26 protein-coding genes are annotated in these 19,912 nt (G+C 61.4%); 5 read left to right on the plus strand and 21 right to left on the minus strand.

Annotation, left to right across the window (positions count from 1 at the left end; all coding sequences use genetic code 11):
• Positions 1 to 10: 10 nt before the first annotated feature.
• From crtY to R5R73_RS01170, 5 genes are all read right to left on the minus strand, one after another.
• Entirely contained in the window at positions 11 to 1,180 is a 1,170-nt protein-coding gene (crtY, locus tag R5R73_RS01150; RefSeq protein ID WP_322528518.1) for a lycopene beta-cyclase CrtY, read from the minus strand.
• Positions 1,177 to 2,469, minus strand: coding sequence for a glycosyltransferase (locus R5R73_RS01155; RefSeq protein WP_322528519.1), 1,293 nt, complete (start codon positions 2,467 to 2,469; stop codon positions 1,177 to 1,179). Before R5R73_RS01155 ends, crtY begins: the two co-directional genes overlap by 4 nt.
• Complete coding sequence (gene fni, locus R5R73_RS01160) at positions 2,466 to 3,509, minus strand: type 2 isopentenyl-diphosphate Delta-isomerase (protein ID WP_322528520.1); 1,044 nt, start codon at positions 3,507 to 3,509, stop codon at positions 2,466 to 2,468. Before fni ends, R5R73_RS01155 begins: the two co-directional genes overlap by 4 nt.
• An 85-nt stretch (positions 3,510 to 3,594) precedes the next feature.
• Entirely contained in the window at positions 3,595 to 4,503 is a 909-nt protein-coding gene (locus R5R73_RS01165; protein WP_322528521.1) for a polyprenyl synthetase family protein, read from the minus strand.
• A gap of 297 nt (positions 4,504 to 4,800) precedes the next feature.
• The gene (locus tag R5R73_RS01170; protein ID WP_322528522.1) at positions 4,801 to 5,148 is read right to left on the minus strand and encodes a hypothetical protein; all 348 of its coding nucleotides are present in this window, start codon (positions 5,146 to 5,148) and stop codon (positions 4,801 to 4,803) included.
• Between the two features lie 472 nt (positions 5,149 to 5,620).
• Here R5R73_RS01170 and R5R73_RS01175 point away from each other — a divergent pair, with 472 nt between their 5' ends.
• On the plus strand, positions 5,621 to 7,024 hold the full coding sequence (locus R5R73_RS01175) for a site-specific integrase (RefSeq protein ID WP_322528523.1): 1,404 nt from the start codon (positions 5,621 to 5,623) through the stop codon (positions 7,022 to 7,024).
• On the opposite strand, the gene R5R73_RS01180 is transcribed toward R5R73_RS01175, so the two are convergent.
• The 13 genes from R5R73_RS01180 to R5R73_RS01240 all read right to left on the minus strand — a co-directional run bounded on the left by R5R73_RS01180 (position 7,019) and on the right by R5R73_RS01240 (position 13,180).
• Complete coding sequence (locus R5R73_RS01180; protein ID WP_322528524.1) at positions 7,019 to 7,330, minus strand: hypothetical protein; 312 nt, start codon at positions 7,328 to 7,330, stop codon at positions 7,019 to 7,021. The genes R5R73_RS01175 and R5R73_RS01180 overlap by 6 nt on opposite strands.
• Positions 7,327 to 7,593 carry a hypothetical protein gene (locus R5R73_RS01185; RefSeq protein WP_322528525.1) on the minus strand — a complete coding sequence of 89 codons (267 nt, stop codon included), beginning with the start codon at positions 7,591 to 7,593 and terminating at the stop codon, positions 7,327 to 7,329. The genes R5R73_RS01180 and R5R73_RS01185 overlap by 4 nt, the downstream gene beginning before the upstream one ends.
• On the minus strand, positions 7,590 to 8,204 hold the full coding sequence (locus R5R73_RS01190) for a hypothetical protein (RefSeq protein ID WP_322528526.1): 615 nt from the start codon (positions 8,202 to 8,204) through the stop codon (positions 7,590 to 7,592). Before R5R73_RS01190 ends, R5R73_RS01185 begins: the two co-directional genes overlap by 4 nt.
• Before the next feature lie 144 nt (positions 8,205 to 8,348).
• Complete coding sequence (locus R5R73_RS01195; protein WP_322528527.1) at positions 8,349 to 8,570, minus strand: TraR/DksA C4-type zinc finger protein; 222 nt, start codon at positions 8,568 to 8,570, stop codon at positions 8,349 to 8,351.
• Positions 8,563 to 8,754, minus strand: a complete 192-nt coding sequence (locus R5R73_RS01200) for a hypothetical protein (protein ID WP_322528528.1) — start codon at positions 8,752 to 8,754, stop codon at positions 8,563 to 8,565. Before R5R73_RS01200 ends, R5R73_RS01195 begins: the two co-directional genes overlap by 8 nt.
• The gene (locus tag R5R73_RS01205) at positions 8,747 to 8,962 is read right to left on the minus strand and encodes a hypothetical protein (RefSeq protein WP_322528529.1); all 216 of its coding nucleotides are present in this window, start codon (positions 8,960 to 8,962) and stop codon (positions 8,747 to 8,749) included. Before R5R73_RS01205 ends, R5R73_RS01200 begins: the two co-directional genes overlap by 8 nt.
• A 15-nt stretch (positions 8,963 to 8,977) precedes the next feature.
• On the minus strand, positions 8,978 to 11,341 hold the full coding sequence (locus tag R5R73_RS01210) for a replication endonuclease (protein WP_322528530.1): 2,364 nt from the start codon (positions 11,339 to 11,341) through the stop codon (positions 8,978 to 8,980).
• Positions 11,338 to 11,766 (minus strand): hypothetical protein, encoded by a 429-nt coding sequence (locus R5R73_RS01215; RefSeq protein WP_322528531.1) that lies wholly within the window; start codon positions 11,764 to 11,766, stop codon positions 11,338 to 11,340. The genes R5R73_RS01210 and R5R73_RS01215 overlap by 4 nt, the downstream gene beginning before the upstream one ends.
• Positions 11,767 to 11,800: 34 nt before the next feature.
• The gene (locus tag R5R73_RS01220; protein WP_322528532.1) at positions 11,801 to 12,187 is read right to left on the minus strand and encodes a hypothetical protein; all 387 of its coding nucleotides are present in this window, start codon (positions 12,185 to 12,187) and stop codon (positions 11,801 to 11,803) included.
• Between the two features lie 45 nt (positions 12,188 to 12,232).
• Positions 12,233 to 12,478, minus strand: a complete 246-nt coding sequence (locus R5R73_RS01225; protein WP_322528533.1) for an ogr/Delta-like zinc finger family protein — start codon at positions 12,476 to 12,478, stop codon at positions 12,233 to 12,235.
• Entirely contained in the window at positions 12,475 to 12,672 is a 198-nt protein-coding gene (locus R5R73_RS01230; RefSeq protein ID WP_322528534.1) for a hypothetical protein, read from the minus strand. The genes R5R73_RS01225 and R5R73_RS01230 overlap by 4 nt, the downstream gene beginning before the upstream one ends.
• A gap of 45 nt (positions 12,673 to 12,717) precedes the next feature.
• Positions 12,718 to 12,927, minus strand: coding sequence for a hypothetical protein (locus R5R73_RS01235; protein ID WP_322528535.1), 210 nt, complete (start codon positions 12,925 to 12,927; stop codon positions 12,718 to 12,720).
• Positions 12,928 to 12,937: 10 nt separating this feature from the next.
• Positions 12,938 to 13,180 carry a DNA-binding protein gene (locus R5R73_RS01240; protein WP_322528536.1) on the minus strand — a complete coding sequence of 81 codons (243 nt, stop codon included), beginning with the start codon at positions 13,178 to 13,180 and terminating at the stop codon, positions 12,938 to 12,940.
• A 105-nt stretch (positions 13,181 to 13,285) separates the two neighbouring features.
• On the opposite strand from R5R73_RS01240, the gene R5R73_RS01245 reads away from it, so the two are divergent.
• Genes R5R73_RS01245 through R5R73_RS01260 form a run of 4 tightly spaced genes read left to right on the plus strand, consistent with a single transcriptional unit; the run spans position 13,286 to position 16,793 of the window.
• Positions 13,286 to 13,963, plus strand: coding sequence for an XRE family transcriptional regulator (locus tag R5R73_RS01245; protein ID WP_416221207.1), 678 nt, complete (start codon positions 13,286 to 13,288; stop codon positions 13,961 to 13,963).
• A 29-nt stretch (positions 13,964 to 13,992) separates the two neighbouring features.
• Positions 13,993 to 14,898 (plus strand): hypothetical protein, encoded by a 906-nt coding sequence (locus R5R73_RS01250; RefSeq protein WP_322528538.1) that lies wholly within the window; start codon positions 13,993 to 13,995, stop codon positions 14,896 to 14,898.
• A gap of 2 nt (positions 14,899 to 14,900) precedes the next feature.
• Positions 14,901 to 15,566 (plus strand): hypothetical protein, encoded by a 666-nt coding sequence (locus R5R73_RS01255; RefSeq protein WP_322528539.1) that lies wholly within the window; start codon positions 14,901 to 14,903, stop codon positions 15,564 to 15,566.
• A 21-nt stretch (positions 15,567 to 15,587) separates the two neighbouring features.
• Positions 15,588 to 16,793 carry a hypothetical protein gene (locus tag R5R73_RS01260; protein ID WP_322528540.1) on the plus strand — a complete coding sequence of 402 codons (1,206 nt, stop codon included), beginning with the start codon at positions 15,588 to 15,590 and terminating at the stop codon, positions 16,791 to 16,793.
• A gap of 186 nt (positions 16,794 to 16,979) precedes the next feature.
• On the opposite strand, the gene R5R73_RS01265 is transcribed toward R5R73_RS01260, so the two are convergent.
• From R5R73_RS01265 to R5R73_RS01275, 3 genes are all read right to left on the minus strand, one after another.
• Positions 16,980 to 17,879: an SDH family Clp fold serine proteinase gene (locus tag R5R73_RS01265; RefSeq protein ID WP_322528541.1), complete on the minus strand. Its 900-nt coding sequence runs from the start codon at positions 17,877 to 17,879 to the stop codon at positions 16,980 to 16,982.
• A 581-nt stretch (positions 17,880 to 18,460) separates the two neighbouring features.
• Positions 18,461 to 19,468, minus strand: coding sequence for a phage late control D family protein (locus tag R5R73_RS01270; protein ID WP_322528542.1), 1,008 nt, complete (start codon positions 19,466 to 19,468; stop codon positions 18,461 to 18,463).
• Entirely contained in the window at positions 19,465 to 19,890 is a 426-nt protein-coding gene (locus tag R5R73_RS01275) for a phage tail protein (protein WP_322528543.1), read from the minus strand. Before R5R73_RS01275 ends, R5R73_RS01270 begins: the two co-directional genes overlap by 4 nt.
• Positions 19,891 to 19,912 lie beyond the last annotated feature (22 nt).

Genomic DNA, 19,912 nt, shown 5'->3' on the forward strand with positions numbered 1-19,912 from the left:
CTTGGCCGAATCATCGAAAATCATCCAGGCGCGGCGTCCGTTTCAGCACCGCCCGGGCCGCTTCGACGACCGGGACGGGCGGTTTGCCAACGAGAATTCGCAGCTTGTCGGCACGCTTCAACTGGCCGGCGTAGAAGCGCGCGATCAACCCGGCGTCGAGCCCGTAGAAACGCTGCATGACGCGAAAGCGCTCGTCGGACCGGCCGGCGAGGAACAGCATGCGATTGAGCATGCGAAAGAAGCGCTGCTGACGCCAATGCGTTGCGGCGAAGCGATGAATCAGCGCGGACAGCGCTGGTGCCCCGAGCGGCATGCGCTCGGCGATGCGATCCGCCAGCGCCGCGGCCGTCGGCAGCGAATAACCGGTGGTGGCATGGAACAGCCCGGCTCGCAGGCCGCTGGCCGGCTGGTTCGCCAGCGGCGCCCGGAAAGCCTCGAAGTCGCCGGCCAGCGTGATCGGCAGGCTGCCGTGCTCCTCCCGCACCAGCGCCTGCCGTTGCCAGCCCCGAGCCTCGGCGTAACGCACGAGATTGGCACGGGCGCGATCGGTGTCGAGGCCGGCGCTGTCGACGTAATGGGTGTCCTCGATCAGCAATTCGGTCGGTGATAGCGGCAGCGTGTAGACGAAGCGATAGCCGCCCTGCTGGTCGACGGTGGCATCCATCAGGGTCGGCCTGACGAGGCCATGCGGCGTGGCGAGCCGCCACTGCTGGCCGACGAAGGCCTGGAAACCGATGGTCAAATGCGGGGAAGGACGATAGCCGCGGCCGTCGATCACGGCGCGGGCCTCGAGTCGTTCACCGTCGGCGAGCGTGACGCTGCACGGCGAGACGTCGTCGACCGGGGCGTTGGTGCGCAGATCGTCGCCGAGGGTGTCCGCCAGGGCCGCGGCGAAGCGTTCCGACGTGATGCTGAGATAGTCGCCGGGAAGCGTTCGCGTAAGCTCGGGGAAGCGCACGTCGTAGCCGGACCAGCGGTGCGCCACCAGCGGTGCGAGCCAGTCGCGCTGATCTGGCGTGAGGTCGGAGCCATGAAACGACCAGGTGTGATTGCCGCCGGCGTGTGGCCCTGCTTCCAGCATCAGCATCGCGAGGTCCGGCTGGCGCTGCTTCAGCCGCCATGCGATCAGGCCGTTGGCCAGCCCGGCCCCCACCAGGATGAGATCCCATGGCCGGCTCATGACGCCACCTTCATCGGTACCGGCCCGAGCGCCAGCTCGACGATATCGGCCGCTCGTTCGGCGCCGTCGGCCTGCCGCAGCGGAATGGCCGCGTCGTCGAGACGCCGGCGGCAGGCGTCATCCGTCAGCAGCGTCTCGAGCGCTCGCGCCAGGCGGATGCTGCCGCTCCGGCGGGAAACCCGTTGACCCAGCCCGTGCCAGACCAGCCTGGCGGCGACGCCGGGCTGGTCGAAGGCGATCGGCATGACGAGCATCGGCGTCGAGGTGGCGATCGCATCGACGACGGTGTTCAGACCGCCATGGGTGATCACCGCCTGCGCCTGGCGCAGCGTCGCGCGTTGATTGGCGAAATCGGTGACGAAGGTGGCACCGTGGGCTTTCAGCGCCTCCGCCCGGGCAGGAGGCAAACCGCCGCAGTGCGCGATCGCCAGCTGAACATCGAGACGGCGACAGGCACGGGCGATCGCCTTGAAGCGACCGTAGCGGTGACCCTGTAGTGTGCCCAGCGAGGCGAAGACGAACGGGCGTTCGGGGTCGATCGACCAGGCGTCTCGTCTCTTTTCCGTATCGTCTTTCGTCCGGCGCAGCGGGCCGACGGCATGGAAGTTCGCCGGCAGCCGGTGGCGGGGGAAGTCCAGCGTCGCCGGTGTCTGGCTGATCTGCGCCAGTGGCGACAGGCATTCGTGCAGCCCGGTGCGATGTGGCAGGCCGAAGGAGCTCGCGTGATGCGCGATCACGCGAGCGTGAGGTCGCATCAATCGGTCGTAGATCGCCTCGCTGGTCGCGTACATTCCCCAGGCCCGCTCGTCGGTGGCATAGCGAAACGGCATCACCGGCAGCGGCAGCCCCGGCTCGCGATTGATCGGCAGCGCGCAGGCCACCGACACGAACGGCAGCGCCATCGCCTCGGCGACGAGGCCGCCGGCCGCTTCCATCTGATCGGCGATGATGCCGTCCACGCCGAGGCGTTCGAGCGCGTCCGGCAGCTCCCGGCAGAGCATGTCGGTCGTCGCGGCCATGTCGGCGATGAGGCGGCGGATCGAAAGCCCGGAAGAATTCACCCCGGTGGGGTTCGCGGCCAAATGATGACTGCGCGCCAGGCTGCCGGCGGGATGCGTGCGCAACCCGACCGGCTCGAAGCCGATGCGAGCATCACAGACGAGCGTGCGGGCTTCCTGCTGGTGGATGAAGGTGACGCGATGGCCGCGATCGATCAACACGCCCGCCAGCGCCTGCAGCGCCTGGAAATGGCTGTAGAGGGCGGGCGCGATGACGGCATAGTGACTCAATCCCGCCCCTCCCGCTCGAGAAGCGGCGCGCGCTTGAGCGCGGCGAGATCGGCGCTGCCGGTGCAGAAGCAGGCGATGCGCAGCTGATCGATGACGACGCGGAAGTGACGAATGACGGCCTCGCTGGAGTCGGTGGCGCCGGCGAGCGTCGCGGCCGCCTGGCCGACGAGATCGGCGCCCAGCGCCAACGCCTTGGCCGCATCGATGCCGTCGGCGATGCCGCCGGAGGCAATCAGCGGCGTCGTCGGCAGGGCCCGGCGAATGTCGCGAACGGCCTCGGCGGTGGGAATGCCCCAGTCCGCGAACGCCATCGCCACGGCGCGCTGGTGCGGTTCCGTGGCGCGTTCGCCCTCGACTGCCGCCCAGGAAGTGCCGCCGGCGCCCGCCACGTCGAGCATCGCCACGCCGGCATCCACCAGTCGTCGAGCCACGCCGGCGGACAGCCCGGCGCCGACCTCCTTGGCGATCAGCGGGACGTCCAGCACGCCGGCGATCTGCTCGATGGTGTCGAGCACACCGCGCCAGTCCCGGTCGCCGCCGTTCTGGACCGCCTCCTGAAGCGGGTTGAGGTGAACGATCAAGGCGTCGGCGTCGATCATCTCTACTGCACGGCGAGCATAGTCGCGCCCGCGCCTTCCCTTGAGCTGGGCGGCGCCGAGATTGGCCAGCAGCGGAACGTCCGGGGCGATCTCGCGCAGGGAATGATCGAGCCCCACGTTGGCGTCGCTCTCGATGGCGATGCGCTGGGAGCCCACACCCATCGCCAGGCCCAGGGTCTGCGCCGCCTGAGCCAGATGGCGATTGATGGTCAGCGCGCGTTCGGCGCCGCCGGTCATGGAGCTGATCAGCAGCGGGGCTTTCAGCGGTTTGCCGAAGAGCGTGGTGCCGAGGTCGATGTGATCGAGGTCGAGCTCGGGCAGGGCGCAGTGTTCGAAGCGAAAGCGCTCGAATCCGGCCCGGGTGCGGGATCTGGCCCGCTCCGGATCGAGGACGATATCCAGATGATCGTTCTTGCGTTGCAGCAGTTCCGCGTCCTTCATGAATTCTCCATGGCCCTGAGGGATACGCCGTAAGGCATTGCCGATCTTCTACAGCACTGGCGGAGGTTCGAGAGCGGGACGGGAACTAGGGGAAATCCGCCAGCTGCCGTTCGAACCAGGCGTGCATGAAACGGCGCGTCGAACCCTGCTGCCCACAGGCGTGGGTGAAGTGGTCTTCGGCGCTGTGCAGGTGATCGCGCAGGCGCTGTCGCACCGCCTCGGCGCCGAGAGTCGCCACGAGCGTCGATTTGTCGAGATCCTTGCCGGCGTCCTTGCCAGTGTTGTCGTGGCCGTCGGCCAGATCGTCGAGCAACTGGAATGCCTGACCCAGATCCTGCGCGAAACAGCGCAGCCGTTGCCGCACCATGGGAGCGGCGTCCGCGACGATGGCGGCCAGCTGGAGCGTGGCGCCGAACAGCATGCTGGTCTTGAGTTCGTTGGTGGCGACGATGTCGTCTTCCCCGCGGGGCAGGTTGCCTTCGTGCAGGTCGAGGAACTGGCCTTGAACCAATCCCTGCAGACCCACGGCCGCGGAAAGCTCGGAAACCGCCTGGTTGCGCGATTCGCTCGAAAGCCCCTCGACCGAGGCCACGACGCCGAAGGCGTTACTGAGCAGCGCCACGGCGGCGAGAATGGCGACATGCTCGCCGAACTGGCGATGGATCGTCGGCCGGCCGCGTCGCAGCATGGCATTGTCCATGCAGGGGATGTCGTCGAGCATCAACGAGGCGGCATGAATCATCTCCACCGCGCAGGCCAGGTCGAGCAGGCCCGGGTGATGCGCGTCGCAACCCAGGTCGCGGGCGGTGAGAATCAGCAGCAGCGGCCGGATGCGTTTTCCCGGTGTCAGCGTGCCCTCGCGCATCGCGGCGCTGACGAGATCGCGTTGACTGCCGGCGGGCAGGAGCTGTTCGAGACGCCGCTGCAGCGTCTCCTTGAGTAGCGTCAGCTCCGCGTCCGGGGCCAGGGTCTTTTCTGCGGTGTGAGCGGTCATGGTCACTTCCCTGCTGTCGCCATGTTGCGGTGCGCGTCGATACGGGCGGTATCGGCCCGGACATCCCTGTCCCGGCGGCGAGGCGGCGCTGCGAGCTCTTGCATGAGCGCTCACGCATGAACGCGGCATTTCGGTAAGCGTGCGTAAAGCCTACATTACCCTGTCCGAGTCCGCCTCGTCGCCGCCGAGAGGGGCGCTTCTCCGTGTCTGGTAATCCGTGTCTGGTAGAAAGCAGCGCCCGTCCGATATCTACGCATGCCTGGCGTGTATGGATGCAGAGGCCGTTGCAGGCCGGACCTACTGCGACTCCAGGACTGCCGAACACTGATCGAGCGTCTTGTCGAGCTCGGGCGGCCGGCTGTCGTTCTCGTCACTCGGATCGTACTCTCGCTGCATCTTGCGCACCTCGGCCTCGCTGAAGCGTGCCTGCAGCGCTTCCGTCACGCACTCGCAATAGCGTTCGACCTTGGGGCCTTCGATGCCGCTGGCGGTGATGTTGGCCCGGCATTGCGCCCGGGACGCTTCCACGGCCTTCGCCGACCACGGCGGCGGTGGCGTCTCTTCATCCTGCGCTTGTGCATGAGCTGCCACGGCGAAGGCGCAGCAGAATGCCGCACTGGCGGCGAGGCGAAGCCATAGGGGCATGGTAGTTCTCCTGAAGGGCAGCTCTCGGGAGGCTTTTCGAGGGGGGGCTCCGGTAAGCGCTTGCCAAGGCGAGTGGAGACGGCCGAACGAGTACCGCTGCGTTCTACTCTAGTTTTACTCTAGAGATTCCGCGGCTGGCTGCCATTAATCATAGGTGTGGCCGGAGGGCAGGGAGGTGACCGGTACGAGCCGCCGCCGCCACGTAAAACCCGGCCACGTCATGATCTTTGAAATGCATGATCCTTGAAATGCATGATCCTTGAAATGCATGATCCTTGAAATGCAAAACGCCCGCCAGGCAGGGCCTGAACGGGCGTTTCGAAATTCTTGGTCGGAATAGCAGGATTCGAACCTACGACCTCTGCCTCCCGAAGGCCTGTGGATAAGATAACTTGAGATAAACACAATCTCAAGTGGATAACTCTAGCGACTTTAAATCAATAGCTTACGCGTCGTCCGGCTTTTCCGGTTGTTGCCCAACTTATCCGGTTTTATCCTCCCTCTGGAACCTATACGGAACCTAGAGACAGGCATGGGGAAAACCACGGAAAAGCTGACCACGCGAGCGCTCGATCGCCTGGCGCGCGAGCTGCCGAATAGCGACGAAGTATGGGATAGCGAGCTGGGAGGTTATCACGTGCGCGCTGGCCAGCGCGGGCTGGCGTTGCGAGTGTCGTACTACAACTCGGGCAACAAGCGGCGGGTTCTAACGCTCGGTAGGTATGGGGAACTGACCGCGGCCCAGGCTCGCGACTCTGCCCGCGAGGCGCTTGGCATCGTGGCGCGTGGTGGCGATCCCCGGGCAGTACTGGAAGAGGCCAAAGCCCAGGCGGTTTACCAACAGCAGCAGACACTAGGCGTCTACCTTCGAGGTGATTACGCAGAGCATCAGCGCCGCCGGAAGGATGGTGATGCTACGCTCCGACGGATCGAACGCGATTTCCCCGACTGGCTCAACCGTCCGATGGATGGACTCGAACGCAGCGATGTCGAGCGCTGGCAATCGAAAATGGAAACCAGCGACCTGGATGCTGATCCACCCGTTCGTGGTCTCGCCTTCTCGACGCTGTCTCGATCCTATGGCGCGTTGCAGACGCTGCTGAATCATGCCGCTCAACGTGGGGTGATCCCTACCAATCCGATCAGCGGCATTCGCCTCCAAAAGCCAGCGCTCACGGAGGAAGATCTCGAGGAGGATGAGGCGCGGCGCTATTTAGAGCCCGACGAGGTCGGCCAGTTCTTCGAAGGCCTAGAAGCGTATCAGGAAGAGAAGCGACGTCGGCGCCGCAACAGCCGAGCCCACGGTAAAGGCTACCTGCCGGATCTCGACAGCGTCGCCTACGTCGACCACGTTTCGCCCTGGTTGCTCACCATGTATTACACCGGCTTTCGACCTGGGGATCTGATGGGATTGCGGTGGCCACACATCAATTTCGAGTTCGCGACGATTCGCAAGATCATCGAAAAGACGGCGCACCAAACCCCGGAACCGCAGACGTTCCCGTTATCGGATGAAGTGCTGGCAGTGTTGAAGGCCTGGTGGGAACAGCAGGGGAAGCCGCGGAGCGGATATGTGTTCCCGTCGCCGACGTCGGGAAAGCGGTTGGGCAAGAGTGGTATGCGCGGCCCCTGGAGGAACGTTCGAAAGCTGGGCCGGCTGCATGAAGACTTGGCGCTCTACACGTTGCGCCACAATTTCGCGAGCCAGTTGGTGATGGCTGGTATCGACTTGCTGACGGTGAGCAAGCTGATGGCACATTCCGATATCCAGACCACCATCAAGTACTACGCTCACCTCCAGCCCGATCACAAGCGTCAAGCGGTGCAGCTCTTCGCTCAGATCGGGCGTAACAAGGATGTCCCGACGCCGTCATGAGACAGCGGCAGCGCGGTGCATCGCCGCTTCTGCTGTGCTGGCATAGCTCTCGCTTGACTCCAGCCACTCGTAAACGTCCGACAAGCGATAGCGGACCTGGTGGCCTCGCTTCACGAAGCGCGGCCCGGGGCGGCCCAGCAGCGTACCGGTGCCGCGCGCTTTTCTCGCCGTCGCTGGCATGGCTGGAATCAGTCGCGGAAACACCACGATGTCGGGCAGCTCGATCATAGACGGATCGACACCAGCTTTGACGCGCGCCATTGCGTCGGCAATCGCCTTATCCGGATCGGGTTGTGCGGTTTTCATGACGCCTCCTTGTTTCTCGCTCGCCATCTGTTGAATCGGTTCTGAATCAGGCGGAACGTCGCCGCTGCCTGGGGATTGGTATCGATATCGGCCCGGCTATTCACTTTGCACGCTTTCCGGATCCAGTCGCCGGCGTCCTGCTCGGTATGGGTACCGTCCGGCACGTCCGCGCCGAACTTGGCGCGGGCGCGTTGGTCCAGGTAGAGCCGAAAGGCCGAATCTCGGCAGAGGATGCCCGCGGCGCGGGCGTGGTGGTTGCTCACGCCTCACTCCCAGCCGGCTGGCAAAGCGGGTCGCCGCAGTTCCCGTTTTTCTTGCTGTAGTCGCAGGAGAGCCCATCGGGGCAGTTTCCGTCGGCCGCCGCGATCTCGTCAGCCCCCTGTCGCAGTTTCTCCGCCTTGAACTTCAAATGACGTGCCGCAGTCAGTCGGAAGGTCTTGGCGGCCACTGGGAACGCCAATTTCATGACCTCGTCTGCCGCGTCTTTCCAAGCCTCTGCCGCGCGCTCGCGCAGGTAGTCCGGATCAGCCTGCGCGGCCCACTCACGGCGCATGCGCTGGATAGTCGTTTGGAGGTACTCGGTGCGCTGCTGCGCCGCTTCCAGGATGCGCATGTCGCGGCCTTGGTGTGGCTCTTCCGATACGCCGAGCGCTTCGGCGATCAAGCCGACCATCGCGGCGCGGTCCTGCGCCATCTCGTTGATTACTCGCATTTCGTCCAGGCGTCGCGAAATTGAGGACTCGAGCTCCCATAGATCGTGGTCGCTTGAGAACTGCTCGACCCGCTCATATCGATTCGTAATGGTCACCATTTGCCTGATGCCGTCGCGCAGCATCTGGTTTTCCTGGCACAACTCGTCGTGTGTCTTGTTCATATCACTCCCCAAATTTGGAGAAATCGTTCCGTCGCCAGATACCACGCGAACGGAAAGAAGGTGATGGCGAAAAAGGTCGCCCAGAATCCCGATGCAATGACCGTCCCAGCGAGCCACATCGCGAGCAGGACCATCACGCACGCTCTATCGAACATGACGGCCCCTCGCTTCTCGGATCGACTGGCAGTCGATGCAGGTGGTTGCCCACGGCGCGGCCTGGCGCCGGGCTTTCGGGATCTCGGTGCCGCATTCCTCGCAGTCGATATCCATCGCGCCGGCGACGGTCACCGGCAATTGGTGTCGGGCGAGGGCGTTGGAGAGGTGGTGCTCGATCACGGCACCGGCGTTGTCTGCGGCATCAGCCATGTGGGCGCTCCTTCATTCGCTTCTGTACGCTCGGCAACTCGCTGTAGCAGCCTTTGCAAGTGCTTCTCAGACCATCCGGCTGTCGGCGGTCTCGATAGAAAAACTCACTGTCGGCTGGGTAGCTGTCCTGGCAGCTGACGCACACCTTCTCTTCCTCTTCGACGTAATCGGCCGCATCAGCCATGGTTCAGCTCCTCCACGGTCTGGCTGTCGCGGTAGGCGCAGCGGTGGTTGGTGACGGCCTGGCGTAGCGCTTCCTCGCTGTCGAACGCGATCACCATGGCGTAGCGGTGCCGGGTCTCGCCGGCGTTCTGCGAGAGCACGGCCACTTCGCCGGCGTCCTGCAGGGTGCCGCGCGGCACGGCGCGGCTGTCGTGATGGTGGGTCTGCATAGGGTCTCCTTGTTGTCAGATCCCGTCCGGGAAGAATTCCGCCTGGCCCGCCCAGGGCGAGGCGGGCACGTGGATGCCGCGCTCGGCCATCAAGGCGCGGCCGGCGGCGTCGTTTTCGAGTAGCTGGCGTGTCTGTTCGCGGATGAAGCGGTTTTCTTCGTCGACCGATTCCATTTCGGCCCGGACTTCCTCGCTCGCTCGCCATTCCTGGTACCGCTGGAGCTGCGCGGCGAGGGTTTCGGGGTCCGGTTCGGTCGGGGTGATGAGCCGCCGGACGTGGGCCGGCGTACAGTTATTGACACAAGTCCAAGGGTCGGCGGCTTCGCCGCCTCCCGAAAATCCCGCACCCGCGGCGCTGCGCTTGGGCCGGACCTCCCAGCGATACAAGCGGGTGAGGAACTCCGCCGTGCGGCCCTTGTGATCCTTCACCACCAGGCCCTTGGGTACCTTGATCTCGTCGCCGTAGCGGCCGCGCTCGACGATGCTCCGGTTCACCTCACCGGTGGCGTGGCTGAACTCGTCATCGCCGGTCCCGGTGCGGAAGGCGGGGATCGACCAGGGCTTGATCGGCTGATCCTTGCGCGGGGTGTTCGGCCCGCCCATCAGGCGGACGAACTGGTCCCAATGGCCGCCGAGGGCGACGGCGCGAATCTGGCGCAGCACGTTGGAGATGCTGGCGCGGGGCCGGGTTGCTTCCTCCCAGCGCTTGAGCTCGTCTTCCTGCTGCTCGGTGAGGCGGCGGACTTCACGCCAGACCGTGACGCTGGGCAAGCCGAGGAACTGGAACTGGCGAATGCCCCACGTCGCCGCCCACGCTTCGATGCGTGGCGCGCTGTCATTGAGCTCGTGGCCGTAGTTGTCTAGGTGATCGCCCTCGACGCCGTCGCGGGCGAACTGCTGGCCGTTGATGTTCTTGCTGATGTACTTGGCGATATAGCCGGCAGCGGTACCGCGCTTCGTGTCGATGGTTTCGACCTTGAAGCGGGCCGTCGTCCGGTTGCCGAAGCGATCGAACAGCTCTTCCGGCGATTCCGCCTCGGCGTAGCTGCGCAGTGTTTCCGTCACGGCGTCGACGTGATCGGGCTGTGCCCACACCAATAGATGCCAGTGCGGGGTGCCATCGTGGTGTGGCTCCACTACGCGAATGCCGTAGATGCCCAGGCCATCCCGTGCGAGTGAGGAGCGCGCCTGCGCCCACAGCTTTTGCAGATACTGCTGCGCCTCGCGCGGGGTGCTGCCGTCGTACTTCGGATTGCGCTGGGAGCTGCTGGCCAGCACCGGGTGGAAGCGCGACGGCGCCGTCAGCGTGAAGAACAGGCCGACGTGGCCCAGACGTTTGGCCTCGACCTCGGTATCGCGAATTCTCAGCATCAGCTCCGCGCGGCGGTGATCCGGATTCGCCAGCCCCAACTCCGCCAATTCGGCCAGCGTGTAGACCTGATCGTTCTGGTTGATCGCCTCGATGGTTTCCAACAGGGCGCGGTTGCGTACCTTCTGGGATCGGCGGCGCTCGACGGTCAGGTCGCTGCAGTAGATCCCCGCGCGCTTGTGGACGCGGCGGGCCTCGCGCATGACCTGCTCGATCCGCCGGCCGGTGACCCGGCGCAGCTTGCGGCGCCACCACTTATCGCAGCCCAGCCGGGCGATCTGCTCGGCACGTTTGGATTTCGGGCTCGGCGGCGTGATGCCGTGAAGGCGGGCGCGTTCCCGTGCCTGCGTCAGTGCCATCTCGTCGGCGACAGCGATGCTCATCACCGGCGCGCGCTCCCACTGAAACACGGCCATCAGCGGCACGCTCGGCGCCGGCGGTGTCAGCGGGTTACGCGCCCGCGCGATCAGCGTCGCCATGTGGCGTGCCTGGGCGGAGATCGTCTCGCCGCTCGGTTGCGGCAAGCGGCGGGGCGGCGGCAACAGGCCGAGGCGGAGCCGGCGGTTGTGGCTGGCGATGTTGCCGATCAGCTTGTTGCGAGCGTCCTCGACACCCAGCGCCTGGGCCTTGGCATAGTCGACCAGAGCGTCGTCATCGTGGGTCGCGTTCAACGAACCCACGGTCAGGCGTTTCTCGACATCGGCCAGCCAGACACACCCGGCCTTCAGGCCCTCGATGGTGGTATTGCACTGGCGGCGGATCTCGGCAAACGCCCGGCGCAGATCGCAGGCGACGAAGGCGAAGCGGCGGTAAACGTGTCCCGGCTCGATCAGCCCGGCCGCGTGACGCGCCAGCCAACGGTTGCCGGCGGCATTGCCGTGGCGGTTGGCGACGTGGACGAAGCCAGCGGCGAGATCTTCGGCCAGCGACGGCAGGCGATCGAAGAACGCCTGACGCCATTGGCGACACTCCGCTGTGCCGAACTGGAGAGATTGCTCGAGCGCGCTCACTTCGCACCTCGCTCGATCAGGTCCAGCCAGTGCATGGCGCTGCGCGTGTCGCCGGCCTCCAGTGCCCGGCGCGCATTGGCGGCCAGTGACTGGCTGGGGTGCGGCTGATGCGTGCTATCGAGTCGCCCCTGTAGCTGGGAGGCGTAGCGGCTCATGCGGCCGATCGCGGCGCGGATCGAGTCGCGATCATGCTTTGCCATCATCTCGATGCTGCGGGTTGCGTCGCGTGGCTCCATGCGAGCGCTGGCCAGTACGGCCTTGCGTTCCGGCAGGGTGAGCTCCGACCAGAGCGTGGCCAGATCCTCGTCGGCGCAGCGGGCGTGCAGCTCGGCGCGCAGGGCGCCGAAGCCGGCACGGCCGTCCGGCTTGACGACCGAGAGATGACGCTTTGTCTCGGCGGGTACGGTTTGAGTCGCGGCTGCCATGGTGTGACCTCGCGTTCTACGTGTGGGGTGTGGGTTACTGCTGGGGGCGCTGGCAAACGGCACGCAGTGCGCCCCGGTCTCGGGCCTGCTCACGAAAGGCGAGAAGATCCGAGATCGTGAACGGCACCGGCACGCCGCCGGCGGTGCGCAGCACCACGACATCGCGGGTGCTGGATTCGAGATCGATCCATGCCACTTGATTCAGCGACTCGAGTTCAGCGCTGGCATGAATCGCGGACAGCTCGGCTTTCGCTTCCGGCATGGCGTGCTCGCTCATCAGAAAGAGCGTGCAGTTCTCGAGCGCTGTGCGGCGCTCGAGCCCACGGCAGTAGCGCAAGAGATAGCCCGTCGCGGCGTTTTTCGGGTCGAGTTGGGGGAGCCGCCGGGCCTGGGGGCCGGCGGAGAGCGTTGCAATGGTCATGGTGCCGTTCCTGAAAAGAGCCCCTTCAGGGCGTTGTGTTGACGGTCAGTCGTTCATTTCAGCCAGTTGCTCCATGTAGGCGCGGCGCTGGCCGGGCTCCATGGGGATTCGAATATCCGTGTTCGGTTCGCGGCTCGGTGCCAGCGTCAGCGCGAACTCGACGTGGATCTTGCCGCCCCAGCCGCAGCGCGGATTGGTGCACTGCGCGTAAACCTCGTAGAACACCGGGGAAGGGCGGCGGCTGGTTCGGGTAATGGCCGCTTCGGCGCAGTGGGGGCAACAGATCCTCACTGACGTTCTCCTTTGATTGGGTAAAGTGCGCGGCCTCGGCCGGTCAGTGCTGCGATGCCTTTACGCAGGCGACGGCGGATCAGGAACTCATAGGCCTGGTCGAGCGAGTCCAGCCCTTCCTTTACGCGCACCCGTTCGAGTTGCGTCTCCAATTCCGGGTCCAGCGGTAGCCGCAAGTCGTCTTGAATGGGCATGGGTGCTCCGTGGGTGCTGAATGAGTGCCTTTTTTGGATCTGCCTTCACTCCGCGTGGTGCGCGACACTGGTTCCTGTCGCGGCAAGATCGTTGATACCGAGCGTCTCGAGCGCTTCTTTAAGCGCCAGTTGGCGCAGTAACGTCGCCCGAGACATGCCGGTGTAATTGACGAGCGCATCGAACACAGCGCGCTCGTACTCATCGAGATTGATCGCGGCGTAACGGGAGCGAACACGGCTAGGGTCCATGTGCATGACGCAATCCTTAGAGAGCAGGCCGGGCGGATGCCGACGGCTGAGGGTTCACAGCGTTAGGGGCCTCGACGAAGCCTTCCTTGATGCCCAGCAGAACGGCGGCGCGATGAGATTCACCACGGCGGCCTTTCTTGCGGCCGGCGAGCAAGTCGCTGACGAGGTTGGGATTCAGATCATTGACCCGGCTGAATTCGGCAAGGCTGATGCCGCGTCGATCCAGCCTGTCGCGAGCCTGGGCGAGTGACAGGGGCATTGTGGTAACCTGCGTGTTAGTTGGTGTTTGGTATGTGTTTGAGCGTGTTGGTATCCGTATGCTGGTATCCAAACGGATTAATGTCAAGCCAAGGTAGCTAAATAAATGACAGTTGGTCAGCGTTTGAAGTCAGAGCGCGAGCGCTTGGGCATGACCCAAACTGCTTTCGCTGGGAAGGCTGGAATCACTAAGAACACCCAGCTTCTCTACGAGACGGACCAGCGGCATCCGAAAGCCGATTACCTGGTCGCGCTCGACAAGATCGGTGTTGATGTCCTCTACACGCTGACCGGCAAACATGCAGCCAGTAGCGAGCATTCAGACGGGGGGCAGAAGGGTATCTTTTCGGATTCTTCGGGTGATCTCGGCGGATGCCGTGTCCCTCTGTATGACGTTGAAGGCGCCGCCGGTGCCGGTCGGTCGCTAGAGAACGAGAGCGTTGTCGGTACCTTCACGATCGACTCCGAAACGCTGGCCCAGTTGGGACTCGTCGGTGCCCGCCTTGCTGGCGTGCGCGTGCGCGGTGACTCGATGGAGCCCACGCTGTTCGACGGCGATTGGACGTTCGTGAATCTGGACGATACCAACTTCGCCCAGGCTGGGGTGTTCCTGGTGTGGGTGAGTGGGGAGCTACGCATCAAGCGCGTGCAGCGCCTCGCCGGCGGCGCGATGTACCTGATCAGTGATAACACGCACTACGAGAAAGAGATGATCGCCCGTGACCGAATGCAGGAGGTCGCGGTGCTTGGGCGCGTGAAGACGCGGCTGGGTGAGATTAGTTAGGCAATAAATAGCTGGTTTTGGGGAACGGAATGAGTTGGGTGGACTGGGTGGCGTTGGGCGTCTTTGGCGTTTTGGTCTTGGGGGCGATATCGATTGTGGCAGACGGCATAAAAGATCGTCGCCAAGCCATCAAAAACGGTGGGCAGGCTGGGTCGCTGTTCTGGCACATACAGCAACGATCCCGGACGGAAAAAGAGGCAAGGAAAGCACGCCGAGCTGACGGTGTATCAACTCCGTCATCACTGGATCAGACGGTATCCAGCAACCACGACGCCGCTCGCGAGGCAGTATCGTCAAAAGCCTGGAAACGAAAGGCGCAGCGAGCGCGGGATCGCGACCGGGAGCAGCAGCCGAAGGTAGGAAAAATCACTGCCTCGACCAGTTCGGTCCCGCCATTTGATACCGAAGACGACGACGAGCTGAGTCGCGAACTCGCGCTCGGCGCCGATGGCCGTCTTTCGTTTCTCTACGCCGACGCCAGCGGCAATGAGACTCACCGCAACGTCACCAACTGGCGCTTTGATGGCACCTACATCAAGGGATTTTGCCTCGAGAACGATGCAATGCGGACCTTTCGCCGTGATCGAGTCGTCGAGTTTTTCGAAGGGAGCGAGGCGCTTCTTTATCATGGCACTAGACCTGCCTCTGCTGTCGGCATACCTGCTGCCGAGCCATCGAACGCAACTAACTCGGGTCGTGAATGGGAGATCCTTTTCACGGGATTCGATGCGAAAACCAAGGCGACGCTTGAGAAAACCGCCAAGTACCACGGATTCTGCGTTCGCAAGACGGTGACCAAGAACCTCGATTTTCTTTGCGCAGGGCCTCGCTACAGTCGTACCAAGCACGAAAAGGCGAGCCAGCGGTCTAGCTGCCGTGTCATTGATAAAGACGGTTTCATGTGGATGCTCACCACTGGTGAGGTTAACGAGTAAGAATGAAGGTTAGTTATCTAGGGCCGGTCGCTGCTGCGAGCGATCATCCGGCGATTCAAGAAATGCCGGTCAGTGATTTGCCGGCGACGAGCTTTTTGGTTGAAGTTGCCCCAGGTGCTGGGGTTGATGGGGAGCTGATCGAAGGTGACGTGCTGGTCGCCGACGAAAACCGGATCGCCAAATACGGCGATTTGATTCTGGCCTGCGATGAGTACGACGAAATGCGCGCTTATCACTCGCACCGGATCGGCGGCTATCTGCGCTTGGTGCCGGTGGGCGGTGGCCAGGTGGTACCGGCGTCAATGCTCGACTGCGTGGGCGTGGTGGTGCGGCGCGCGCGCAATCCTGCTAATGAAACCCAATTAGAGGTGGCGACCATGGCTATTACATTGGCGGAGGCGTTTGAACCCTGGTATCGAGTCGGTACCTGGCACACTCCTTGGAACGCCGACGTTGTGAGGTTTAACCGCTGCTGTCACAAACTTCTGCAAGTGCATGGCGAGCGACCGGATAGGGATGATTTCGCGAATCAATTGCGTGAAGCTATCCCACGACGGAATGGAGGAGAGTGGTTGGAGTATCATGAAAAAGCTCTTGCCCGATACGCTGAAGGCTTCGCGGCTATCCTAACGTATCTCGAAGATACGGGGCAGGTAGCTCGAGCCTAGGCTCAGAAAACAGGGGGTGATATGGCGTTGAGGTTGAGGCTGAGTAAACATGGCTGCGTCGGCAGCGTCGAGACTGGTAATGTTTCTGTCTCTATCTTTAGCGAAGGTGTAAGTGACTATAGCGCGTTAGCGGAAATCGTAGCGGATCCTGAGAAAACTACCGATCGCCAATTTACCGAGGCTTTTCTGTCGCAAGTCTGCCGGAGAGGGCAGTATGAGCTTGAGGCTGAAAAACCGGATGGTGGAGAAGTAAGCGAGACATTGATTGAGAGGCTCATAAGTGATTGCCTCGATAAGATTGTTACTATTTATCTCTCAGCTAATCCTTGGCTCGCCGACCTGCAACAGTCTTCTGAAGAAATTGAGCAGCCAGTTGGTTCTATTAGTATAGGGGGGTTGCGAAACCTCTTCGCTCAGTATCATGAAGTGATAAGCGAAAATCACGCCGCCAAATTCGCTCTTGTTAATGATATTGGCGACCTGTGTCAGGCTGCCAAGATTAATGATATCGAAAATATTGCCAACTCTATCAATGGCACCTCAGGGCCCAGTTGGGCGACTGATGCACTCACAAAAATGGATATCGATCGCTTAGGTATTGACTCTGCATTCAGCGTGCGCAATGCCTTTGATCAAGCTGACGACATTCTTTCTAAATATTCCTTAGAAGGGCTGCAATCTACAGTAGCCGAAGAGGCGAAAAGGTATTTAGCAGAAGGAGTACAGACCGCTTCAGCGGCTCGTATAATCGAGGAAGAAGCCCGGCTTGACGCACTGAGATCGCAGATAGGGGGAATGCAAAGAGCTACCGACCAATTAGATCTTGACTCAATCACGGCGAGCGTTCCCGATGTCCCCGATTATTTAAAAGGTAACCCTTTTGCTAGTTTGTTGAAGGACGAGCATTTTGGGGAAAATAATTATTCAAATGAGTTTCCCAAGTTTGACGCGTTTGATACACAGTTACACGCCCCCCTTCAAATCCCGCGCATAGAACCCTCAAGAACTGACGAATATCTCAAGTCTTTGCTGGAAAAGCAGGACGCTTCACATCAGCGACAGGATGAGTTAATTAAGGTTCTGAGCCAAACTTATCAGGACCAGCAGGCGGCGAACGCTGAGAGCGCGAAAGTTGAGAGGCGCAATAGAAATTTCGCTATTGCTGGGATTATATTGGCGGCATTAACTTTAGTAGCAACCATAGGTCTTGGAGTTGCTGCACTCTAGCGCTGGTGAGTGCACCACCCTTTCCGATGACCGCCTTCGTAGGGATAGCCTAGCCCAGCGGTGATCAACTTGACGGCGAGGTCTTCGCCGTCGATTATCCCTCGCGCGGCAATCCAGAAGTACTTTTCCCACTCTACTGGATTGGTCTAGACTAGCCGTATGTTTTCGTAGATGTGTATCTATCCCTCAGTTTGCAACCATGATTTGTGTTGCTCCAATTTGATTTTCTACTATCTTCGTAACGTGGCTTTCACCGATCAATATCATATAACTGTGATGAACTGACAGCACGAGGTCTTGAAGGTCTTGATCCTCTTCTAGCCTCTCAATGATTAGCCCCATTTCTTCAGCATCATGAATATGAATATGCCGAGAGTGATCTTTCGTGTGAGAGGTTTTGTTAAGCTTCGATGTAATGCTTCTGGCAATTTCTTCTTTGTTTTCAACTTCTTTGAGCATGACCTTCTGCAACCAGTGCTCAACAATTGAAGTCGCTAAGTCTATAGAGTGCTTGCACTGAAGATAGAGCGTAGGATCTAATTTTTCGAGTATTGGACGCCACAGCATCGCTTCATGTGGCGCATCTTTAATTCGACCGGATATCTCCTCCAGCTCATCAATGATGTTATGGCAAGAGTAGTTCCCCAAATGTGGGTCGAATGGGCCTAGGCTGCTTTGTTTTCCCATCACTATGGATTTACAGCCGCAGGCTATCATTGTTCCAGCTGAAAAAGCAGCTTGAGGTATTATTGCTCTAACATCTCCATCAAACACCTCATTTAAATAGTGAATGATCGACTCTGCTGCCGTAACTGATCCACCCGGCGTATGCATTATCAGATCTAGCCCTTTTGAAAAATCCATCTCATGAACTGTTGCCATGAGAGAGTTTTTGTCATTGTCATTTATGCCTAGATGGGGGAGAGAGCCATTTTTCATAAAGGCGGAATAATAGCAGATTACATTCCTTCCAGTGTGCTCATGCAGGCGGGTGATGTATTTCTTTCGGACATCGTCAAGTGCGCTTTTACTACCGTTATCTTTGGCCTGCACCATTTCTGCGAGTATTTGGTTCCAGCTTGGCATTTCGTTCCTTAGAAACAATGCGGGCCCGCTATTAGCAGGCCCAGCCGAATTAAATATTTTATTACTAGATATTAATCGCGAGTATAAAAACGAGAAGTTTTGTTGACGAATTGAGATGCCGAAGCGCCATACTCAATTGTATTGGCATCTGCAGATCGCACTCGTAGACTGTCTGACTCCCTGTGATCACGTCCTGAAGTCAGCTGAGTCACTTGAGTAGCGTATGGTGACTGCGAGAACTGGCTACCTAACCTTGTGTACATGGAAGCATCCTCATTTATAATCAATATATAGTAGTGCCAAAAAAACTAGATACCATATGTAGTACCTAGCTAGATTCCGTGGGCTTTTTGCTCGTTACGCCCTTGTGCAGGGAATTATGCGCATTTCTATAGCCTTGTCTAATACGATTTTGTAACGCTAGCCCGCGCAGCGTCTATCCCTCTGGTAACCGATTGATATCTATGCGTATAGGTCTCCATCTGAAAATTCGTTCGAACTTTCATCCCCACAGCCCAGGATCCATCGGCGCTACGCATCTTCATCGGCAAAAGATGAGACTTCTTTAGCTGGGATCGATATTACCCTTCGCTCAATGCAGTCTCGAACTGCAGATCGCTCGAATACCCACCATCTCCGAGCTGGTGGCGCACTTCGATGAGTAGCCACTCGGTTTCCTCGATCTCGCGCTTCCATCCCACGCACCGCGCCGGCGTCTCGGGGTAGATGTCCGGCCGGCCTTCGGCGAGCGTGAGGCTGAATTCGGCGATGCCGCGTTGAATCCGCTGCCATTCTCCCTGGGCGGCGGCGAGAGCGTCCGCCTCGCTGGCGTAGACGGGCCGCAGGCGCTTGGGGTTGTCGTCGGTACCGGCGATGACGTCGCGGCGCTCGGCGCCTTCGGTGTCGTGCCAGGCGGCAATGACGCCTGAGTAGCTGTCGCGGTCGGTCACGCTGTAGCGATGCTGATCGCCATCTTCGCGGCGAATGATGATCGGCGGGATCTCGAGACCGCTGGCCGTGGTGGACTGCCCGGCGGAAATGAACAGCAGGTTCCCCGCCTTCACGGTGGCGATAGCGTCATATCGCTCGGCCAGCCGCGTGAGAAAGTTGATATCGGACTCTTCGGTTTGGTCGATGTGCTTGATACCGATGACCGACAGTTGGTTTCCGATGCATGGTGTGAGGCCATGGCGTTTGGCGATGGTGGTGACGATGTCGCCGATGTTGGTCCGGTGCCAGCTCTGCGTCCGCTTGACCGGAAACTGGCCGCGCAGGTCGGCACTACTCGCCCGGATCGTGAGTATGTCAGGCGCGCCGGCGTGCTCTACTTCGTCGACGATGAACGTTCCCCGGTCGGTCAGCGGCTCACCGGCCCAGCCGATGGCGACGTGGATCTCGACGCCGCGGCGGGGGAGCGCGAGCTGGCCATCGTCGTCGGTCAACGTGAGATCCAGTTGATCCGCTTCGAGGCCCCGGCGATCCGTCAAGGTGAGACGCTGCAGGCGGCCGCGAAGGCGAGGGGTGATCTGCTGGCCGCCGATGGCCAAGCGATAGTCCGGCGTGCGAGCCGGGCGACCCACGCGGCTCATGACAGCGCCTGCGTGGCGGCTCGCAATGCGGTTGCGCTGATGGTGCCGAGAAGCTCCCGGCGTTCGTCATCGATGCGCGAAAGCGATAACGAGAACTCGATGTGTGAGGCGGCACCGTCGCGAAAGTGCCGGTCGCTGCCTTCGTCCATCGAGTCGACGGTGTAGAGCCCGTAAATGCGCCCGGTGCCCTCGATCAACGGCCACGCCGCGCCCTGGTCACCCATGGCGCGTAGCTGGTCGAGATTCGACTGGCCACCGGTGAACTCGGGGTAAAGCTCGCCGGTCAGCGTGATCGTGTCACTGCCCGGGCCGAGGAACTGAACCGCCGGGCGCTTGCCGATCCGCGAGAGGCTGGAGTTGCGCCACTGGGTCTGGCGCCTGAAGTCCTGGTACGCGGCGGTCGATAGGGAGAATACGAACATTCCGTAGACCATCATCATCGCG

The organism is Salinicola sp. LHM, from assembly GCF_034479735.1.
In the GTDB taxonomy this organism is placed as follows: Bacteria; Pseudomonadota; Gammaproteobacteria; order Pseudomonadales; family Halomonadaceae; genus Salinicola; species Salinicola salarius.

What these genes read in the sequence shown, in the direction of transcription:
- crtY (WP_322528518.1), bottom strand. Translation starts at nt 1,180, where the DNA reads ATGAGCCGGCCATGGGATCTCATCCTGGTGGGGGCCGGGCTGGCCAAC.
- fni (WP_322528520.1), bottom strand. Translation starts at nt 3,509, where the DNA reads ATGAAGGACGCGGAACTGCTGCAACGCAAGAACGATCATCTGGATATC.
- R5R73_RS01165 (WP_322528521.1), bottom strand. Translation starts at nt 4,503, where the DNA reads ATGACCGCTCACACCGCAGAAAAGACCCTGGCCCCGGACGCGGAGCTG.
- R5R73_RS01170 (WP_322528522.1), bottom strand. Translation starts at nt 5,148, where the DNA reads ATGCCCCTATGGCTTCGCCTCGCCGCCAGTGCGGCATTCTGCTGCGCC.
- R5R73_RS01180 (WP_322528524.1), bottom strand. Translation starts at nt 7,330, where the DNA reads ATGAAAACCGCACAACCCGATCCGGATAAGGCGATTGCCGACGCAATG.
- R5R73_RS01190 (WP_322528526.1), bottom strand. Translation starts at nt 8,204, where the DNA reads ATGAACAAGACACACGACGAGTTGTGCCAGGAAAACCAGATGCTGCGC.
- R5R73_RS01195 (WP_322528527.1), bottom strand. Translation starts at nt 8,570, where the DNA reads ATGGCTGATGCCGCAGACAACGCCGGTGCCGTGATCGAGCACCACCTC.
- R5R73_RS01200 (WP_322528528.1), bottom strand. Translation starts at nt 8,754, where the DNA reads ATGGCTGATGCGGCCGATTACGTCGAAGAGGAAGAGAAGGTGTGCGTC.
- R5R73_RS01205 (WP_322528529.1), bottom strand. Translation starts at nt 8,962, where the DNA reads ATGCAGACCCACCATCACGACAGCCGCGCCGTGCCGCGCGGCACCCTG.
- R5R73_RS01215 (WP_322528531.1), bottom strand. Translation starts at nt 11,766, where the DNA reads ATGGCAGCCGCGACTCAAACCGTACCCGCCGAGACAAAGCGTCATCTC.
- R5R73_RS01220 (WP_322528532.1), bottom strand. Translation starts at nt 12,187, where the DNA reads ATGACCATTGCAACGCTCTCCGCCGGCCCCCAGGCCCGGCGGCTCCCC.
- R5R73_RS01230 (WP_322528534.1), bottom strand. Translation starts at nt 12,672, where the DNA reads ATGCCCATTCAAGACGACTTGCGGCTACCGCTGGACCCGGAATTGGAG.
- R5R73_RS01235 (WP_322528535.1), bottom strand. Translation starts at nt 12,927, where the DNA reads ATGCACATGGACCCTAGCCGTGTTCGCTCCCGTTACGCCGCGATCAAT.
- R5R73_RS01240 (WP_322528536.1), bottom strand. Translation starts at nt 13,180, where the DNA reads ATGCCCCTGTCACTCGCCCAGGCTCGCGACAGGCTGGATCGACGCGGC.
- R5R73_RS01245 (WP_416221207.1), top strand. Translation starts at nt 13,286, where the DNA reads ATGACAGTTGGTCAGCGTTTGAAGTCAGAGCGCGAGCGCTTGGGCATG.
- R5R73_RS01250 (WP_322528538.1), top strand. Translation starts at nt 13,993, where the DNA reads ATGAGTTGGGTGGACTGGGTGGCGTTGGGCGTCTTTGGCGTTTTGGTC.
- R5R73_RS01255 (WP_322528539.1), top strand. Translation starts at nt 14,901, where the DNA reads ATGAAGGTTAGTTATCTAGGGCCGGTCGCTGCTGCGAGCGATCATCCG.
- R5R73_RS01260 (WP_322528540.1), top strand. Translation starts at nt 15,588, where the DNA reads ATGGCGTTGAGGTTGAGGCTGAGTAAACATGGCTGCGTCGGCAGCGTC.
- R5R73_RS01265 (WP_322528541.1), bottom strand. Translation starts at nt 17,879, where the DNA reads ATGCCAAGCTGGAACCAAATACTCGCAGAAATGGTGCAGGCCAAAGAT.
- R5R73_RS01270 (WP_322528542.1), bottom strand. Translation starts at nt 19,468, where the DNA reads ATGAGCCGCGTGGGTCGCCCGGCTCGCACGCCGGACTATCGCTTGGCC.
- R5R73_RS01275 (WP_322528543.1), bottom strand. Translation starts at nt 19,890, where the DNA reads ATGTTCGTATTCTCCCTATCGACCGCCGCGTACCAGGACTTCAGGCGC.